16 protein-coding genes and 1 pseudogene are annotated in these 16619 nt (G+C 72.9%); 9 read left to right on the forward strand and 8 right to left on the reverse strand.

All coding sequences use genetic code 11. From position 1 onward, the window contains the following. Positions 1 to 61 precede the first annotated feature (61 nt). A pseudogene (locus tag IF01_RS45970) lies at positions 62 to 272 on the forward strand (NAD(P)-dependent oxidoreductase); the annotation flags it as partial. Between the two features lie 148 nt (positions 273 to 420). Here the strand turns inward: IF01_RS45970 and IF01_RS0127670 are convergent. From IF01_RS0127670 to IF01_RS0127680, 3 genes are all read right to left on the reverse strand, one after another. Beyond that, on the reverse strand, positions 421 to 1935 hold the full coding sequence (locus IF01_RS0127670) for a cryptochrome/photolyase family protein (RefSeq protein WP_030396273.1): 1515 nt from the start codon (positions 1933 to 1935) through the stop codon (positions 421 to 423). A gap of 250 nt (positions 1936 to 2185) precedes the next feature. After that, positions 2186 to 2914, reverse strand: coding sequence for an SDR family NAD(P)-dependent oxidoreductase (locus IF01_RS0127675; protein ID WP_051756329.1), 729 nt, complete (start codon positions 2912 to 2914; stop codon positions 2186 to 2188). Positions 2915 to 2982: 68 nt separating this feature from the next. Then, positions 2983 to 3414 (reverse strand): SRPBCC family protein, encoded by a 432-nt coding sequence (locus IF01_RS0127680; protein WP_030396275.1) that lies wholly within the window; start codon positions 3412 to 3414, stop codon positions 2983 to 2985. Between the two features lie 398 nt (positions 3415 to 3812). Here IF01_RS0127680 and IF01_RS0127685 point away from each other — a divergent pair, with 398 nt between their 5' ends. From IF01_RS0127685 to IF01_RS0127700, 4 genes are all read left to right on the forward strand, one after another. Continuing rightward, a complete protein-coding gene (locus IF01_RS0127685; protein ID WP_157855369.1) occupies positions 3813 to 4025 on the forward strand; it encodes a hypothetical protein in 213 nt (70 codons plus the stop codon). Then, a complete protein-coding gene (locus IF01_RS0127690) occupies positions 4019 to 4939 on the forward strand; it encodes an oxygenase MpaB family protein (protein WP_078880359.1) in 921 nt (306 codons plus the stop codon). Before IF01_RS0127685 ends, IF01_RS0127690 begins: the two co-directional genes overlap by 7 nt. 58 nt (positions 4940 to 4997) lie before the next feature. After that, on the forward strand, positions 4998 to 5240 hold the full coding sequence (locus IF01_RS0127695; RefSeq protein ID WP_375341004.1) for a hypothetical protein: 243 nt from the start codon (positions 4998 to 5000) through the stop codon (positions 5238 to 5240). A gap of 261 nt (positions 5241 to 5501) precedes the next feature. Continuing rightward, the gene (locus IF01_RS0127700; protein ID WP_030396279.1) at positions 5502 to 6470 is read left to right on the forward strand and encodes a cytochrome c oxidase assembly protein; all 969 of its coding nucleotides are present in this window, start codon (positions 5502 to 5504) and stop codon (positions 6468 to 6470) included. 99 nt (positions 6471 to 6569) lie between these two features. Here the strand turns inward: IF01_RS0127700 and IF01_RS0127705 are convergent, their stop codons facing one another. Next, complete coding sequence (locus tag IF01_RS0127705) at positions 6570 to 7277, reverse strand: TetR/AcrR family transcriptional regulator (protein WP_037781307.1); 708 nt, start codon at positions 7275 to 7277, stop codon at positions 6570 to 6572. Between the two features lie 142 nt (positions 7278 to 7419). Between IF01_RS0127705 and IF01_RS0127710 the strand changes: the two genes are divergently transcribed. After that, complete coding sequence (locus IF01_RS0127710; RefSeq protein WP_030396281.1) at positions 7420 to 8898, forward strand: MFS transporter; 1479 nt, start codon at positions 7420 to 7422, stop codon at positions 8896 to 8898. A gap of 99 nt (positions 8899 to 8997) precedes the next feature. Here IF01_RS0127710 and IF01_RS0127715 read toward each other — a convergent pair whose 3' ends face one another. From IF01_RS0127715 to IF01_RS0127725, 3 genes are all read right to left on the reverse strand, one after another. Beyond that, entirely contained in the window at positions 8998 to 11220 is a 2223-nt protein-coding gene (locus tag IF01_RS0127715; protein WP_030396282.1) for an NADP-dependent isocitrate dehydrogenase, read from the reverse strand. A gap of 130 nt (positions 11221 to 11350) precedes the next feature. Beyond that, positions 11351 to 11803, reverse strand: coding sequence for a DUF4180 domain-containing protein (locus tag IF01_RS0127720; RefSeq protein ID WP_078880361.1), 453 nt, complete (start codon positions 11801 to 11803; stop codon positions 11351 to 11353). Beyond that, on the reverse strand, positions 11796 to 12278 hold the full coding sequence (locus IF01_RS0127725) for a helix-turn-helix domain-containing protein (RefSeq protein WP_030396284.1): 483 nt from the start codon (positions 12276 to 12278) through the stop codon (positions 11796 to 11798). Before IF01_RS0127725 ends, IF01_RS0127720 begins: the two co-directional genes overlap by 8 nt. 235 nt (positions 12279 to 12513) lie before the next feature. On the opposite strand from IF01_RS0127725, the gene IF01_RS42355 reads away from it, so the two are divergent. Then, positions 12514 to 12882, forward strand: coding sequence for an SAV_915 family protein (locus IF01_RS42355; protein ID WP_037781310.1), 369 nt, complete (start codon positions 12514 to 12516; stop codon positions 12880 to 12882). Continuing rightward, positions 12879 to 13190: a hypothetical protein gene (locus IF01_RS0127735; protein ID WP_030396286.1), complete on the forward strand. Its 312-nt coding sequence runs from the start codon at positions 12879 to 12881 to the stop codon at positions 13188 to 13190. Before IF01_RS42355 ends, IF01_RS0127735 begins: the two co-directional genes overlap by 4 nt. Positions 13191 to 13278: 88 nt before the next feature. On the opposite strand, the gene IF01_RS0127740 is transcribed toward IF01_RS0127735, so the two are convergent. Beyond that, positions 13279 to 14595, reverse strand: a complete 1317-nt coding sequence (locus IF01_RS0127740) for a DUF2254 domain-containing protein (protein WP_030396287.1) — start codon at positions 14593 to 14595, stop codon at positions 13279 to 13281. A 428-nt stretch (positions 14596 to 15023) separates the two neighbouring features. Here IF01_RS0127740 and IF01_RS0127745 point away from each other — a divergent pair, with 428 nt between their 5' ends. After that, positions 15024 to 16583, forward strand: a complete 1560-nt coding sequence (locus IF01_RS0127745; RefSeq protein WP_369826326.1) for an APC family permease — start codon at positions 15024 to 15026, stop codon at positions 16581 to 16583. Positions 16584 to 16619: the final 36 nt, after the last annotated feature.

Consider the following 16619-nt stretch of genomic DNA (forward strand, 5'->3'; position numbering starts at 1 on the left):
CAGCCGAAGTGCGGGCTGAAGCCCGGGCGGGAGCCGGGCATGCGGGACAGGCCGTCGCCGACTCGGCCTCACCTACACCGAACTCCCCGAACTCCTCTCCCGCGCCGACCTCGTCAGCCTCCACGTCCCCCTGCTGCCCTCCACCCACCACCTCATCGACGCCGCCGCCCCTCGTCGACAGCGCCGCCCTCGTCGAGGTCCTCCGCGCCGGACACCTCTCCGGCGTCGGCCTCGACGTCTACGAGGAGGAGACCGGCGTCTTCTTCACCGACGCACCGGAACCGACGACCGTCAGGGACTTTTGCACGAGCCTCGCACCCGACGGGTGATCCGGCGGCTGTCGCCAGCGGAGTGGAGCCGGACGTCGACCCGGGGGACCGTCCGCCGTACGGCAGGGCCGCACGGCGGGGCCCCGGGCCGTCAGGGGGCGGCGCTCCCGCGGGCGGTCTCGGCCGCCAGCAGCTCGGGGAGGTCGCCGAGCCGGTCGAGCCCCCCGACGGCGCGGGCGGTGCGGTGGTTGGCGGCCAGCAGTGCGCGGTGGCGGTGGACGAAGGACCAGTAGCCGGCCGTGAACGGGCAGGCACGCTCCCCGGTCCGGTCACCGGGCCGGTAGGCGCACGGGCGGCAGAGGTCGCTCATCCGGTTCAGATAGGCGCCGCCGCAGGTGTAGGGCTTGGTGGTCGTGGTGCCGCCGTCGGCGTACTGCGACATGCCGATCACGTTGGGGACCATCACCCAGTCGTAGCCGTCCACGAAGCTGCGGTGGAACCAGTCGGTGACCGCGGCCGGGTCGTAGCCGTGCTGCAGGGCCCAGTTCCCGAGCACCATCAGCCGCGGGACGTGGTGGGTCCATCCGGTGTCGCGGACCTGGGCGAGCACGCGGGAGAGGCAGCGGGCCCGTACCGCGTCCGCGTCCAGCTCGGCGAACCAGTCGGGCAGCGGGGTGCGGTGGCCGAGTGCGTTGCGGTTCCGGTGGTCCTCACCGAGGTACCAGTACAACTGCCAGACGTACTCGCGCCACCCGGCCACCTGCCGGACGAACCCCTCCACGCTGTTGAGCGGCGCGTCCCCGGAGCGGTAGGCGTCCTCGGCGCGGCGCACGCACTCGCCCGGGTCGAGCAGGCCGAGATTCAGCGGGACGGAGAGCAGGCTGTGCGCCATCCACGGGTCGGCCGCCAGGACGGCGTCCTCCCAGCGACCGAAGTGGGGCAGGCGGGCGGTCGCGAAGTGCTCCAGCGCTTGTACGGCCTCGGCGCGGGTGGCGGCGAAGCGGCGGGGGCCGTCCCGTCCGACGAAGCGCACCTCGCCGGACTGCTCCCAGCGGTCGAGGTCGGCCCGCACCTCCTCGTCGATCTCGTCCTCCTCCGGCCACAGGGGCGGCGGCACGGGCAGGACGGACCTCCCGCGCGGCGGCGGCTCCCGGTTGTCGGCGTCCAGGTTCCACCGGCCGCCGACGGGCTCCCCGCCGGGGTCCAGGAGCAGGTGCTCGGCCCTGCGGACCCGCCGGTAGAAGTCCTCCATCAGCAGCCGCCGCCCGCCGAGGCCGTCCGCCCAGCGGCGGAAGTCGCCGAACGGCACCAGGAAGCCGCGTGGCGGGAGCACCTCCACCCGCGGCAGCGCCGTGACCAGACCGAGTGCCGCCCTGGACGTCGGGTGGCAGACCGTGACGGAGCTCTCCCCCACGGCCTGCCGCAGCCCCTCCCGGTAGGTCTCCGCCCGGACGTAGCGGGCCCGCTCGCCGAGTTCGGCGGCCCGGTGCCGCATCGCGGACAGCACCAGGTGGGCCTTCGCCCGGTGGAAGCGCCGGCGGCGGAACACCGACCGGGCCTCGACGACGACCACGGGCGCGTCGGGATCCGGTCCGGGCCCGTGCGGGGCAAGGAAGTGCGGGCCGAGCTGGTCCCCGAACAGCCAGTGCGGCCGGGGCCCGCTCACCGGGCCGCTCCCGCGCGACCCGCCCGAACGGAGCGGTGGTCCGCGGGAGGCCCGTCACCGAGGTCCATGACGACCCCCTTCTCCGACGGGGAGGCGGACGCCTCCAACGTCCAGCATCGGCGGCCCGAACGGTCCGGCCGATCCGCAGCGTTCGCGCAGCGTTGCGCCGAGCGGCCGGCGGGTACTCCCGGTGAGTCCCGGCCGGGTGCCCGCCCCGGGGCCGCCTGCCGCCACGGTGTGCGCCCGGTGTTCACCGGACGCGCCCGGCCGTCGTGGGCGGCGAGGCCGCGGGTTCGCCCCGCCGCCCGGACGGAGCCAGCACGGCCGCGCCCTGGACCAGGGCGTCCAGGACGGCGCCGACCCAGCTGTCCAGGTCCGCTCCGGGCGGGAGCGGAGGGGCGGAGCCGGCCAGGGCCCGGTCGGCGAAGCCGGTGTCGAGGTGGGGCAGACGTGCGTCCAGGACCGAGACCCCGTGGTGGGCGTACTCGACACGTGCGGTGTCCAGCCAGGCCGACAGCGCGGCCTTGGAGGCCCGGTATGCGGCGGCGCCGCCGAGCGGGCGGTCGACGATCACGCCGGTGATCGCCCCGACGGACCCGCCCGGGCCGATCAGGGGGAGTGCGCCTTCGAGCACCGCCATGGGGGCGAGGGCGTTGACGGTCATCAGGTGCTCCTCCATCTCCGGGCCCAGCTGCGAGCAGTGCCCGAACGCGACCGCGCCGATCGCGACCAGGACGGCGTCAAGGCCGCCGAGCTGCTCGACCGCCCTCGGTCCGAGGGCGCGGCCCCCCTCGAGGTCGTACGCGTCGAAGACGAGACCGGGACCGGCGCGGGCGCGCCGGGCGGCGTGGGCCAGGCGCTGCGGATCCCGGCCGGCCACCGCCACCCGGGCGCCCCGTGCCGCGGCTGCCGCCGCCAGCTCGCCGCCGATGGCACCGGAGGCGCCGACCACCAGGAGCTTCAGATCCACGATCTCCACGAAGGACCTCCGGCGTTTCGGGTTCGGCGGGTGTCGGCCCGGCCCGGTGTCGGCCCGGCCCGGTGTCGTCACGTGCCGGCGAGGACCACTGGCAGGCGCGCGGCGACCGCGTCGGCCAGGAGCTCGAACTCGCGTCGGAGCAGGGGCGCCGCGAGCCGCGCGAGGCCGTTGAACCTCAGCTCGGCCCGATAGGTGAGGACGGCGCCGGCGCCGGCCGCCAGTACGGTGATGTCGTCGGTCGCCGTCACGGTGCGGTTGCGTCCGACGAACACCAGCCGGTCGGGAGCGAGGCGTTCCAAGCGGTACAGCAGTTCGGTCTCCCGCCCCCGGAAACGCGAGACGTTGCGCCAGGTGGAACCCTCGGCGACCGGACCGCCGTCCAGGCGGTCGCACCGCACCGTGCCCGGATCCCACTGCTCGGTGTTGCCGAAGTCCGCGAGGTAGCGCAGCACTTCGTCCGCCGCCCGGTCGAGGGTCACCGTGCGCAGCACTCTGACCATGAGCTTCTCCCGCCGTCCGCGGACCGGCCGACTGCCGGCCCGTTGTGGCTTCGTTCGTGGCTTCGTTCCGGAACGCCGCTGCGGATTGCGTCGGCCGTCTCCCGCCGTACGGTCCGGCTGCCGGGCCGGGCACCACGAGGACGAGGCGGTGCACAAACGCTGCGAGTGTGCCTCCAGCCCTGAAACGATGCACGGTGGACACGTGAGCATCCGAACCCTGGCCCTTCGCGCGAGCCAACCGGGCGGTTCGGCCGGGCCCGACCGGCGTGGGCCGCCGAGAACCGGGGCCGCCGGGAACCGGGGTTGTCCGAGCAGGCGGCACCCGGCGCCCCGTACGGATCGCCCACGCCCCCGACAGCACCTCCGCCTGCTCCGACCCGCGCTACTGAGGAGTCGTCATGTCAACACAGCAACCGGTGTCGAGGAAGCCCGTCGCAGGACCGGCGCCCACCGAGACGCCGGAGTGCGAGGCGTCCACCTGCCACGCGATCTCGGTGCCCGAGGCCGTGGAGCTCCACGACGCCTGGCCCGGGTGGATCCCCCTGACCCTGATCCTGGTGACGGCACTCGCGGTCGCGGCCTTCGCCGTCGGTCGCATCGCGGGATGGTGAACCCCGCCCCAGGCCGGGCGACCGCCGAGGGAACCGCTAACGGGCCGCGGCGCAGCGCGACCTGCCCCACCGACTGCCGCCGCCGGCTCGGCGATGCGCTCTTCGCCAGGATCGCCGGGCCCGACGGCCCGGCGGTGCGGGCCCGGATCCACACCCGGCCCGGACCGCGGCGGTTCGGCCCGGGCCGGGCGATCCGGGTGGTTCACGGCGACGCCTCCATGTTCGTCGGTGGACTGGCCGCCCTGCTGCTGCAGTCCCTGCATCCGGTGGCCATGGCCGCGGTGGCCGCCCACTCCGGCTACCGCGGCGATCCCTGGGGCCGACTCCAACGCACCAGCACCTTCCTGGCCGTCACCACCTTCGGCACCGACGAGGACGCCCGCGCCGCCATCGGCCGGGTCCGATCCGTGCACGCCCGCATCCGCGGCACGACCCCCGAAGGCGTCCCCTACCGGGCCGACGACCCGCACCTGCTCGCCTGGGTGCACGCGGCCGAGACCGACTGCTTCCTGCGTGCACACCAGAAGTACGGCGCCACGCCTCTGGACCCGGCCGGCTGCGAGGAGTACGTGGCCGACATGGCCCTGGTCGCCACCGACCTCGGCGTCCCCGAACCGCCCCGTACCCGCACCGAACTCGCCGAGGTCCTCCGCTCGTTCCACCCCGAACTCGCGGCGACCGCCGCCGCGGAGGACGCCGCTCGCTTCCTGCTGCTCCGTCCGCCGATCCCGCTCGTCGCCCGCCCCGCCCACGGCGCGCTCTGCGCCTCGGCACTCGCCCTCCTCGAGCCGCGCTACCGTGCCCTGCTGGGACTCCCGGCCTCCGCCGGGCTCGACGCGGCGGCCGGCCCGCTGGGGGCGATGGTGGTACGGACGATCCGCTGGGCCATGCCATCGCCGGACGGCCGGGCCTGAGCCGACGGGTCGCCGGGCCGTGCCGGGTCCGGGGGTGATCACCGGCAGGCTCGCGCCGGTGTCCCTGTGGTGGGAGCGGGTGGCGGAGGTCCTCCAGACCTCGGAGCACCTGAAGCCGTTCGCCGCCCTCTTCGCACCGCCCGCCGACGGCCCACCGGCACGGCCGACCCACCTGCACCTCCACCGGGCGAAGATCCTTCAGGGCGACTTCGCGCTGCCCCACACCGGCGGCATGTACCGCATCGCCATCGAGGACATCAGCAGCTGGACCATCGGCGACCTCGGCTACTCCGACACCTGACGACGACGGCGACGGCGGGCCCGCACCGCCGTCGGCCGGATCATCGACGCCACCGTCCGCAACGTCGACGACTTCGCCGCCGGCCGCACCAACGGCAACACTCTCGTTCCCAAGGGCTGAGCCCTCCGGCAGGGGGCCGGGGGGCCGGCCGGGGTAAGGCCCGCCTAGGCTGTACGACGAAGCAAAACGGGCGAACCGGACCCAGCCAGGGACCGCGAGGACGGAAAGCAGGACCCGCCGATGGGCGACGGAATGTCAGGCATGCACCACCACGGCGGGATGACCGAGCTGGGACCCTTCACGCTCTCCAATGTGCTCACCTGGTCGCCCGACTGGGTGTTCCTGGCGGCCGCCCTGGCCGGGCTCGCGCTGTACCTGCTCGGCGTGGTCCGGCTGCGGCGGCGCGGGGACAGCTGGTCGGTCGGGCGCACGGTCGCCTGGGTGCTGGGCATCGGCTCGGTGATCCTGGTCACCTGCACCGGGCTCAACGACTACGGCATGGTGCTGTTCAGCGCGCACATGATCCAGCACATGGTGCTCTCCATGCTGTCGCCGATCCTGCTGCTGCTCGGCGGGCCGATCACCCTGGCGCTGCGCGCGCTGCGGCCGGCCGGCAAGGGGCGTCCGCGCGGGCCGCGCGAGCTGCTGGTGGCGCTGCTGCACTCGACCTACGTGAAGGTGATCTCGCACCCGGGCTTCACCATCCCGCTGTTCATCGCGAGCCTGTACGGCGTCTACTTCACCCCGCTGTTCGACTTCCTCATGCAGTACCGGCTCGGGCACATCGCCATGATGGTGCACTTCCTGGCGACCGGGCTGGTGTTCTTCTGGCCGATCATGGGCGTGGACCCGGGCCCCCACCGGCCGGGCCATGTGATGCGGATCATCGAGCTGTTCATGGGCATGCCGTTCCACGCCTTCTTCGGCGTCGCGGTGATGATGGCCAACCACCAGCTGGTCAAGACCTTCACCACCGAAGGGGCGCCGCCCGGCACCGACCTCCTGGCGGACCAGAAGCTGGCCGGCGGCATCACCTGGGCGTTCGGCGAGATCCCGACCGCGATCGTGCTGATCGCGCTGGTCTACCAGTGGATGCGCTCGGAGGAGCGGCTCTCGCGCCGCCGGGACCGCGCCGAGGACCGCAGCGGTGACGCCGAGCTGGCGGCGTACAACGCCTACCTGGCCTCGCTGGACCAGCGCAACCGGCGACCGGCGGCCGACGCCGGCTGATCCGGCCGCACCGGCGGCAGACCTTCGACGAGCCCCCGTCCGATCACGGACGGGGGCTCCGTCGTGCCCGGGCCCTGTCGCCTCCGGAGGGGCCCGGGCTCAGGCGCCGCGCGGGGACTGCCGGGCGAGGCCGGCGACCAGGATGTCCAGGCCGAACTCGAAGCGCTCGTCGCCGACGTTGCGGGTGAGCGCGGCGGCCAAAGAGGTGATCATCGGATAGCGCTCGGTCGGGATGGTCGCGAAGTAGTCGTGGATCCGCTCGGTGAACTCCTCGGTGTTGCCCCCGCCCCGGGTGGAGGCCTCGAAGGCGGTCGCGGTGGTGTACAGGCCCAGCAGGTCGACCCCGTAGGCGGCGGTCTGCTCGTCCAGGCCGCCGGCCCGCAGTATGGCGAGCATGGCCTCGGCGATGTCCATCGCGTGCGGGGTGATCGGGACGTTGGCGACCACGGCGGCCTTGGCCAGATCCCGGTGCGAGAGCAGCGCCTCGCGGGAGCGCCGCAGCAGGCCCTTGATCTGCTCCTCCCAGCGGGCCGGGTCGGCCTCCTCCAGCTCGATGTCGGCGTAGGCGAGGTCGAGGACCAGCTCGACCAGCTCCTCCTTGGAGCCGACGTGGGCGTAGAGGCTGGCCGCGCCGGTGCCGAGCTCCTGGCCGACCCGCCGCATGCTCAGGGCGTCCATGCCCTCGGTGTCGACGATCCGCAGCGCCGCCTCGACGATCCGCTCCCTGCTCAGCGGCTGCCGCCGGGGTGCCCGCTCCCTGTCCTGCCAGTGCTCGGGCCAGCCGGAGCGCGGGGCGGGACTGGTCATGGGGGCTCCTTCGTGGTCGGTGACAGGACCCACAGTACTTGACACGAACACCGTTCCATGGGAGAACACTGTTCGTTCAAGAAAACAGTGTTCGTGATGACGAACGCCGTTCGTCACTGGCTCTCGCTCCGGAGACCTCCCCATGACCAGTCAGATCGCCCCGCCCGCGCCCACCGGAACGCCGTCCACCGGCTACCGGCTGCGCTGGGCGGGACTCGCCGTCATCCTCGCCGCCGAGGTGATGGACCTCCTCGACACCACGATCGTCGGCGTCGCCGCCCCCGCCGTCCGGCAGGACCTCGGCGGCAGTGACGCCCAGATCCAATGGATCACCGCCTCCTACACGCTCGCCTTCGCCGTCCTGCTGATCACCGGCGGCCGGCTCGGCGACCTCCTCGGCCGCAAGCGCCTGTTCGTCCTCGGCGCGGCCGGCTTCACCCTCGCCTCGGTGCTCTGCGCGGCCGCGCCCGGCGCCGGCACCCTGATCGCCGCCCGCACCGTGCAGGGCCTGTTCGCGGCGCTGCTCATCCCGCAGGGGCTGGGGCTGATCAAGGCGATGTTCCCGCCCAAGGAGCTCGGCGCCGCCTTCGGCCTGTTCGGCCCGATCCTCGGGCTCTCCTCGGTGCTCGGCCCGACCCTGGGCGGCTACCTCACCGGGGCCGACTGGTTCGGCCTCGGCTGGCGGGCGGTCTTCCTGATCAACCTGCCGGTGGGCCTGCTCGCCGTGTTCGCCGCCGGGCGGATCCTGCCCGCCGACCGCACCACCCGAAGCATGCCGGGTGCCGGCACCAACACCGGCACCGGGAGGATCGACCCGGTCGGCGTGCTCCTGCTCGGCGTGGCCGTCCTGCTGCTGGTCTACCCGCTGGTGCAGGGCCGCGAGCTCGGCTGGCCGCTGTGGACCTTCCTCTCGATGGCCGCCTCGGTGCCGACGGCCTGGCTCTTCACCGTCCAGCAGCGCGGCGTCCTGCGCCGCGGCGGCACCCCGTTGATCGAGCCCTCGCTCTTCGGCAAGCGGGCCTTCGTCTCGGCTCTCGCCACCGGGCTGGTCTTCTTCGCCGCCCTCTCCGGCCTGATGCTGGTCTTCACCCTCCACCTCCAGCTCGGCCTGGGCTGGACACCGCTGCACGCCGGACTGTCGATGATCCCGCTCTCGATCGGCGTGGTCGTCGGCGCCGTGCTCTCCGGCGCCCTGCTGGCTCCCCGGTACGGCCGCCGGGTGCTGCACCTCGGCATGGTGCTCGCCGCCGCCGGCGCGCTCGGCCTGTGGGCCACCGTGGACGGCGCCGACGGCCTCACGTCCTGGCAGCTGGCGCCGGCACTCGCCCTGGCCGGCCTCGGCCTCGGCCTGATCATGGCCCCGTTCTTCGACATCGCGCTGGCCGGGGTCGAGGAGTCCGAGACCGGCTCCGCCTCCGGTGTCCTCAACGCCCAGCAGCAGCTGGGCGGCTCGATGGGTGTCGCCCTGCTCGGCACCGCCTTCTTCGGCTGGGCCCGCACCGACGGCTTCGGGCACGCGGCCGGCCTGACCTACGGCCTGGTCGCCGCGCTGCTCGCGGCGGCCTTCGTGATCGCCTTCCTGCTGCCCCGGCAGGCCCGCCCGGACGGCGAGGGGCACTGAACCCGCCGCCGCCCCCGGGCGGTGGAACGCCGGGAGGCCCCGGGAGTCCGTCGGTACGGACTCCCGGGGCCTCCCGGGTCGTGCGCGGTGCGGGTGGGATCAGCCGAGGTTGGCGATCGCCTCGTTGAGCGTCTTCGACGGACGCATCACGGCCGCGGCCTTGGCCGGGTCCGGCTGGAAGTAGCCGCCGAGCTCGACCGCGGTGCCCTGCACGGCGACGAGCTCCTCGACGATGGCCGCCTCCTGCTCGGTCAGCGTCTTGGCGAGGCCCGCGAAGGCCTCGGCCAGGGCGGCGTCCTCGGTCTGGCCGGCCAGCTCCTGGGCCCAGTACATGGCCAGGTAGAAGTGGCTGCCGCGGTTGTCGATGCCACCGAGGCGGCGGCTCGGCGACTTGTCCTCGTTGAGGAAGGTGCCGGTGGCGCGGTCCAGGGTGTCGGCCAGCACCTGGGCGCGGGCGTTGCCGGTGGTGCGGGCCAGGTGCTCGAAGCTGGCGGCCAGCGCGAAGAACTCGCCCAGGCTGTCCCAGCGCAGGTAGTTCTCCTTGACCAGCTGCTGGACGTGCTTCGGGGCGGAGCCGCCGGCGCCGGTCTCGAACAGGCCGCCGCCGTTCATCAGCGGGACGACCGACAGCATCTTGGCGCTGGTGCCCAGCTCCAGGATCGGGAACAGGTCGGTCAGGTAGTCGCGCAGCACGTTGCCGGTCACCGAGATGGTGTTCTCGCCGCGACGGATGCGCTCCAGCGAGAACGTGGTGGCCTCGACCGGGGCCAGGATCTCGATCCGCAGGCCGGTGGTGTCGTGCTCCGGCAGGTACGCCTTGACCTTCTCGATCAGCACGGCGTCGTGGGCGCGGGTCTCGTCCAGCCAGAAGACGGCCGGGTCGCCGCTGACCCGGGCGCGGGTGACGGCCAGCTTCACCCAGTCGCGGATCGGCAGGTCCTTGGTCTGGCAGGCGCGGAAGATGTCGCCCGGCTGGACGGCCTGCTCCAGGACGACCTCGCCGGTGGCGGCGTCGACCAGGCGGACGGTGCCGGCGGCGGCGATCTCGAAGGTCTTGTCGTGGCTGCCGTACTCCTCGGCGGCCTGGGCCATCAGGCCGACGTTCGGGACCGAGCCGATGGTGGCCGGGTCCAGGGCGCCGTTGGCGCGGCAGTCGTCGATGACGGCCTGGTAGACACCGGCGTAGCTGCTGTCCGGCAGCACGGCCAGGGTGTCGGCCTCCTGGCCGTCCGGGCCCCACATGTGGCCGGAGGTGCGGATCATGGCCGGCATCGAGGCGTCGACGATGACGTCGCTCGGCACGTGCAGGTTGGTGATGCCCTTGTCCGAGTCGACCATGGCGAGCGCCGGACCGGCGGCCAGCTCGGCCTCGAAGGAGGCCTTGATCTCGGCGCCGTTCTCCAGCGCGTCGAGGCCGGCCAGGATGCCGCCGAGGCCGTTGTTCGGGTTCAGACCGGCGGCGACCAGGGCCGCGCCGTACTTGGCGAAGGTCTGCGGGAAGAACGCCCGGACCACGTGGCCGAAGACGATCGGGTCCGAGACCTTCATCATGGTGGCCTTGAGGTGCACCGAGAACAGCACGCCCTCGGCCTTGGCGCGGGCGACCTGCGCGGCCAGGAACTCGTTCAGCGCGGCGGCGCGCATGACCGAGGCGTCCACGACCTCGCCGGCCAGCACCGGGACCGACTCGCGCAGCACGGTGGTGGTGCCGTCCTCGGCGAGCAGCTCGATGCGCAGCGCGCCGGCCTCGCCGATCACGGTCGACTTCTCGGTGGAGCGGAAGTCGTTCACGCCCATGGTGGCGACATTGGTCTTGGAGTCGGCCGACCAGGCACCCATGCGGTGCGGGTGGGTCTTGGCGTAGTTCTTGACCGACGCGGGGGCGCGGCGGTCGGAGTTGCCCTCGCGCAGGACCGGGTTGACGGCGCTGCCCTTGACCTTGTCGTAACGGGCGCGGACGTCCTTGTCCTCGTCGGTCCGCGGGTCGTCCGGGTAGTCCGGCAGCGCGTAGCCCTGCGCCTGCAGCTCGGCCACGGCGGCCTTGAGCTGCGGGATCGAGGCCGAGATGTTCGGCAGCTTGATGATGTTGGCACCCGGGGTCTTGGCCAGGGCGCCCAGCTCGGCGAGGGCGTCGCCGATCCGCTGGTCCTCGGTCAGACGCTCCGGGAAGCTCGCGATGATCCGCCCGGCGAGGGAGATGTCGCGCGTCTCCACCTTCACGCCCGCGGTCGAGGCGTACGCCTGGACGACCGGCAGGAACGAGTACGTTGCCAGGGCAGGCGCCTCGTCGGTGTGCGTATAGATGATGGTCGAGTCAGTCATCGGTACTCCGCTTCACGTCTCCAACGTCTTGACGTCAAGATATCTCGTGACCGGCCCTCCGCTCCACCTCCCCCCGGCACGGATCAGCTCCACGGTCGGCCCGATGCCCTCGCGGGGCAAGCCGAACAGGTCACCGGGAGGGCCGGGAGGCCCCGTTCCGGGCCTCGCGCAGCGCGTCGATCCGGGCGTCGAACTCGGCCTCGTCGGCGAGGAACCACAGCTGGCGGCCCCTGTTGCTCTCCCGGACGAAGTCGCGCAGCGCGCCGCTGGCCCCGGTGTACGCGGAGAGGTCGCCGACCACGGCGAGGCCGACCCGGTACTGGGCGAACTTCTGGGTGACCTCCCCGGCGAGTCGTGTGCCCAGGGTGAAGAACTCCGGCCCGAACCGGGCGGCGGGCACGACCAGCCATTCGGCGTCCTCGGCGAAGGCCTCGCCGAGCAGGTCCATGCCGTCGCGCGGGTCGCGGACCACCGGGCCGTCGGCGGACAGCCGCACCACGACCGGGGAAGGGGCAGCCGAGGGCGCGGGCACGGGGGCGGCGAGGGCGGAGGCGGGGGCGGGCGTCGGGAGCGGCTCAGACATGGCGGTTCTCCGTGGTCAGGGTGTGGATGAGGAGGAGCAGCTCGGCGGTGTCGGCCGGGTCGCCGAGGACGATCACCTTGAGGGTCGAGCGCTCCTCGTTGTGCAGCGTCTCGATCCGCAGCGGCACACCCCCGCCGCGCGGGCCGGAGACCGCCGCGAGCAGGGTGTTCGACAGCCGCGCGGCCTCCCGGAGGCCGATGCCGTCGATCTGCACCACGGCGGACGCCTCGGCGTGCAGCGGTCCCGGTGCCGCGGGCGGCGAGCCTTCGGACCCGGAGGAGGTGGCGTCGGGGCCGTCGGAACCGGGGCCCCCGGCGAAGGACTCGAAGTCGCGGCGGGCGATCCGGTACTGCTTGCCGATCCTGGTGGCCCGCAGCCTGCCGTCGCGGACGTAGCCGCGGACCGTCCGGACGTGCAGTCCGAGCAGTTCGGCAACCTGCTCGACCGAGAAGTACTCCGGGGGGTGCTCCGGCACCGGCCGCCTCCTTCGCCTTGTCGCTTCGTTACGCAAACCACTATGGCACAGGGAAGGATACGGAAGGATAGGGAAGGGCGTCCGATGAGCGGTGCACCCGACCGTCAGGACTTCGTCAACGCGGCGCTGCATTCGGTCAACGCTGCGTCAGGAAGGTTCTCCCTCCGGCCGCGACGGTCCTAGCGTCGGAGGTGCAGTTCCGGCAGGCCCCTCTCCACCACTCGGGAGCACCCGCATGGCCCGCGTCGTCGTCTGGCACGTCCCGGTCACCGTCACCGGACGGACCACCTCCCTCCGCCTCTTCCGCCTGCGCGACGGACGCCGCTGCGCCGTCGGCTTCAGCTCGGCGGGTGCGCTCGCCGAGCTCCTCGGCCCGGAGCAGGCCGCCGTCGAACTCGGCGAACCGGCGCTGCGGGCGCTCACCGCGCCGCTCGGCGTCGACGAGCTCGTCCTGGACCCGCGACTGGTCGCCGCGCCGGTCGTCTCCCCGGCCGTCGCCCCGGCCGTCACGGCGGCTCCTGGCGATCCGTCCGCCGACGGCGCCGCCCGCCCGGCGGCCGGGCGTCCCACCACCCGGTCCGGTGCGCAGCTGCAGCGCCGGTGAGCGCACTCCATCTGGTTCCCGAGGCACCCCGGCCCGAGCCGGCCCGGCCGCTCCAGGCCCTGGCCCGGGTGAGCTTCGGGCCCGTCCCGCTCGACTTCGACCGGCTGGTCGCCGAACTCCCGGCGGTGCAGAGCGGGTTGGCACTGGCCGGCGGCGCCGACCTGGAACTCCGGCTGGCCTGCACGGGACCGGAGGAGCTGCGCGCCGTCTCGGCCGCCCTGCTCCGGGCCGGCGCGGCCCATGTCCACGTCGATCTGGTGCTCCGCGCCCTCGTCCCGGCCCGGCCGACCCTGCGGCCGGTGCCCTGAGGCCCCCTCGAGAACCCCCGGGGGCCCGGGCCGGTGCACCCGAGCCCCCGGGCCCCCGGGTCACCCCGCGTCGCGGCGCCCGGGCCGCTCAGCCGATGCCCTGGCGGTCCGGGCGCAGGGCGAAGGCACGGACCTCGGGGTCGCCCTGCTCCTGGGTCACCGCGCGGACCAACAGGACCTGCTGCTCCAGGAGTTCGGGCCGTCGTAGGTCCGGGGCGATGCGCAGCAGGTCGTCGAGCGCGGCGGTCAGGCGACGGGTCACCTGGGGGTGGCCGGCGCCGCAGAGGCGGATCTCGGTGAAGGCGAGGTCGACGATGCTGGACCACCCCGGCACCGGTTCGACCAGCCGGACCGCACCGTGCCGGTCGCGGTGGCAGAGGTCGCCGAAGCTCTCGTGGAGCAGCGTCGCCAGCAGTTGGTGGATCCGGTCGACGGCCTGCACGGCGGTGGTCGGGTCGTTGACGGCGGGCGAGAGCGCGCGGATCGCGATGTCCACGAGCTGGCGGAAGCCGAAGCTCAGGTCCTGGTGCATGGTGCGGTCGACGCCGACGTTGAGCGCCTGGGCGATCCGCCGCGAGCGCGGCGGGCGCTCGCCGGCCACCCGGACGATCGGGGTCCCGGGGGCGATGAAGTCGCCGATCCGCGGCACCAGGTGCAGTACCGCGTCGTGCTTGCGGGCGATCCGCAGCAGCCGTCCGATGTTGACGTCCCGCAGCACGCCGGAGCGCCCCTCGTGGAGCAGGGTGTACGCCTCGGCGGGTGCGGGCGGCGCGGGTTCGGCCGGCATCAGGCGGTACTGGAGCAGGACGGCCATCGACTCGTTGGCCACCCGGTCGATCACGTGCGGGACGCGCAGCAGCCGCATCGTGGACTGCACGTAGAGCACGAACAGGGCGAGGCTGAGCACGACCAGGACCACGGCCACCACGCTGGAGAAGACCGGCACCGAGGTGAGCTTGGCCGGGTCGGTGGAGTCGTCGTAGCTGAACTGGACCAGCAGCGCGAAGAGGAAGGTGGCCAGGCAGACCGAGAAGGCGGCCTTGGTCAGCCGGCTGCGGACGTAGAGCCGCAGCACCCGCGGGCTGAACTGGCTGGCGGCCATCTGCAGGGCCACCAGGGAGATCGAGAAGACCACGCCGATGAACGTCAGCATCGCCGAACTCACCGTGGAGACCACGGACTTGGCGGCGCTGTTGAAGCGCAGCAGCTCGTCCACCGAGCCGGTGTCGGCGACGCTCTGGCTCACCACCGCCTCGTCCAGCTCGGCGGTCAGCCCGGCCAGCAGCACGGCGGCGACGCAGGCGAGCAGCGGGGCGAACCAGAACGACTCGCGCAGGTGCTCGCGCAGCGGGGAGAGCGGTCGGTAGCGGACCGGCGGCCGCGGCCCGGTCTGGCGGTCGGTCATCGCCCCAGGCTAGGTGCCCGCACGCGGCAGCCCCCGGCACGCCACGCGCCGGTATTTCTATGCACTCCGACCGATTTCTATAAACCGGGATGCCGTCCATATTGCACGAGTACGGACCGAGGCTCAATTCGCGCTCAAATAGCGGAACTACTCACGAGTCACGTAACGGGCACATGAACACATGGCCTCCTACCTGCGGGAATATCCCGCGAAGTAGGTAAACATTCAGTAATGAAATCTGTGCAGAGGTCTATGAATACGCCTACTGTGTGGCAACTCTCCGCGCTCCGTACAGCCGGAGCTCCCACAGCACAGAGAGATTGCGCATGGCTTCCCTCAACCAGCTCTCTCCGCCCGGATCGAGCACCGGCACCACCGGCACCACCACCCACCGCTCGCTCCGGCGCGAGGTCGGCCTGATCGGCCTCATGTGGGCCTCGGTCGGATCGATCATCGGCTCGGGTTGGCTCTACGGAGCCAAGAACGCCGTCGTCGTCGCCGGCCCGGCGGCGATCGTCGCCTGGGGCATCGGCGCGGTCGCGATCGTCCTGCTGGCCTTCGTGCACGCCGAGCTCGGCGGCATGTTCCCGGTCGCCGGCGGCACGGCGCGCTACCCGCACTACGCCTTCGGCGGCCTCGCGGGCATGTCGTTCGGCTGGTTCTCCTGGCTCCAGGCCGCCACCGTCGCCCCGATCGAGGTCGAGGCGATGATCGGCTACGCGGGGCACTGGGAGTTCGCGAAGAGCCTCCTCAACGAGAACGGCACCCTCACCGCCAGCGGCTTCGTGGTCGCCGTGCTGCTGATGGGCCTCTTCGTCGCGGTCAACTTCCTCGGGGTCCGGGTGCTCGCCCGCACCAACAGCGCCACCACCTGGCTGAAGATCTTCGTCCCGCTGTTCGCGATCTTCGTGCTCGCCGTGACCAACTTCCACGGCTCCAACTTCAGCTCGCACGGCTTCGCCCCGTTCGGCGTCAAGGGCGTGCTCACCGCGGTCAGCGCCAGCGGCATCATCTTCGCCCTGCTGGGCTTCGAGCAGGCGATCCAGCTGGCCGGCGAGAGCAAGAACCCCAAGCGCGACATCCCGCGCGCGGTGCTCGGCTCGGTCGCCATCGGCACCGTCATCTACGTCCTGCTCCAGGTCGTCTTCATCGCCGCGCTGCCCGCCGCCTCCTTCGCCAACGGCTGGGACAAGCTGGACTTCCCCGGCATCGACGGCCCGTTCGCCGGCCTCGCCACCGTGGTCGGCCTGGGCTGGCTGGCCTGGGTGCTGTACTTCGACGCCATCGTCTCCCCCGGCGGCACCGGCCTCATCTACACCACGTCGACCTCGCGCATCGCGTACGGCCTGAGCAAGAACGGCTACGCGCCGCAGCTCTTCGAGCGCGTCGACAAGCGCGGCACCCCGTGGTTCGGCCTGGTCATGTCGTTCGTCACCGGCGTCATCTGCTTCCTGCCCTTCCCGAGCTGGCAGGAGCTGGTCGGCTTCATCGTCTCCGCCAGCGTGCTGATGTACGCCGGCGCCCCGCTGGCCTTCGGCGCGCTGCGCCGCCGGCTGCCGCACCGCGAGCGCTCCTACCGCCTGCCCGGCGGCGCGATCATCGCCCCGGCCTCGTTCGTGGTCTCCAGCCTGATCATCTACTGGTCCGGCTGGCACACCCTCTCCCGCCTGGGCATCGCCATCGTGGTCGGCTACGGCCTGCTCGGCAGCTACGCCTTCTACGCGACCCGCAAGGGCCTGCCGAACGCCCCCCGCCTGGACCTGCGGGCGGCCCAGTGGCTGCCGGTCTACCTGCTGGGCCTCGGCCTGGTCTCCTGGCAGGGCGGTTTCGGCGACGGCACCGGCCGGATCCCGATGTGGTGGGACATGGCCGCGGTCGCCGCGTTCTCGCTGGCGATCTACTTCTGGGCGATCCGGGTCGCCCTGCCCGCCGAGGTCATCGAGAAGAACATCGAGGACGTCGAGGTGGTCGACGCGGGCGGCCACTGACCCCCGCCACCCAGCACGACGGGCCCGCCGGTACGC

Source organism: Kitasatospora purpeofusca, from assembly GCF_000718025.1.
In the GTDB taxonomy this organism is placed as follows: domain Bacteria; phylum Actinomycetota; class Actinomycetes; order Streptomycetales; family Streptomycetaceae; genus Kitasatospora; species Kitasatospora purpeofusca.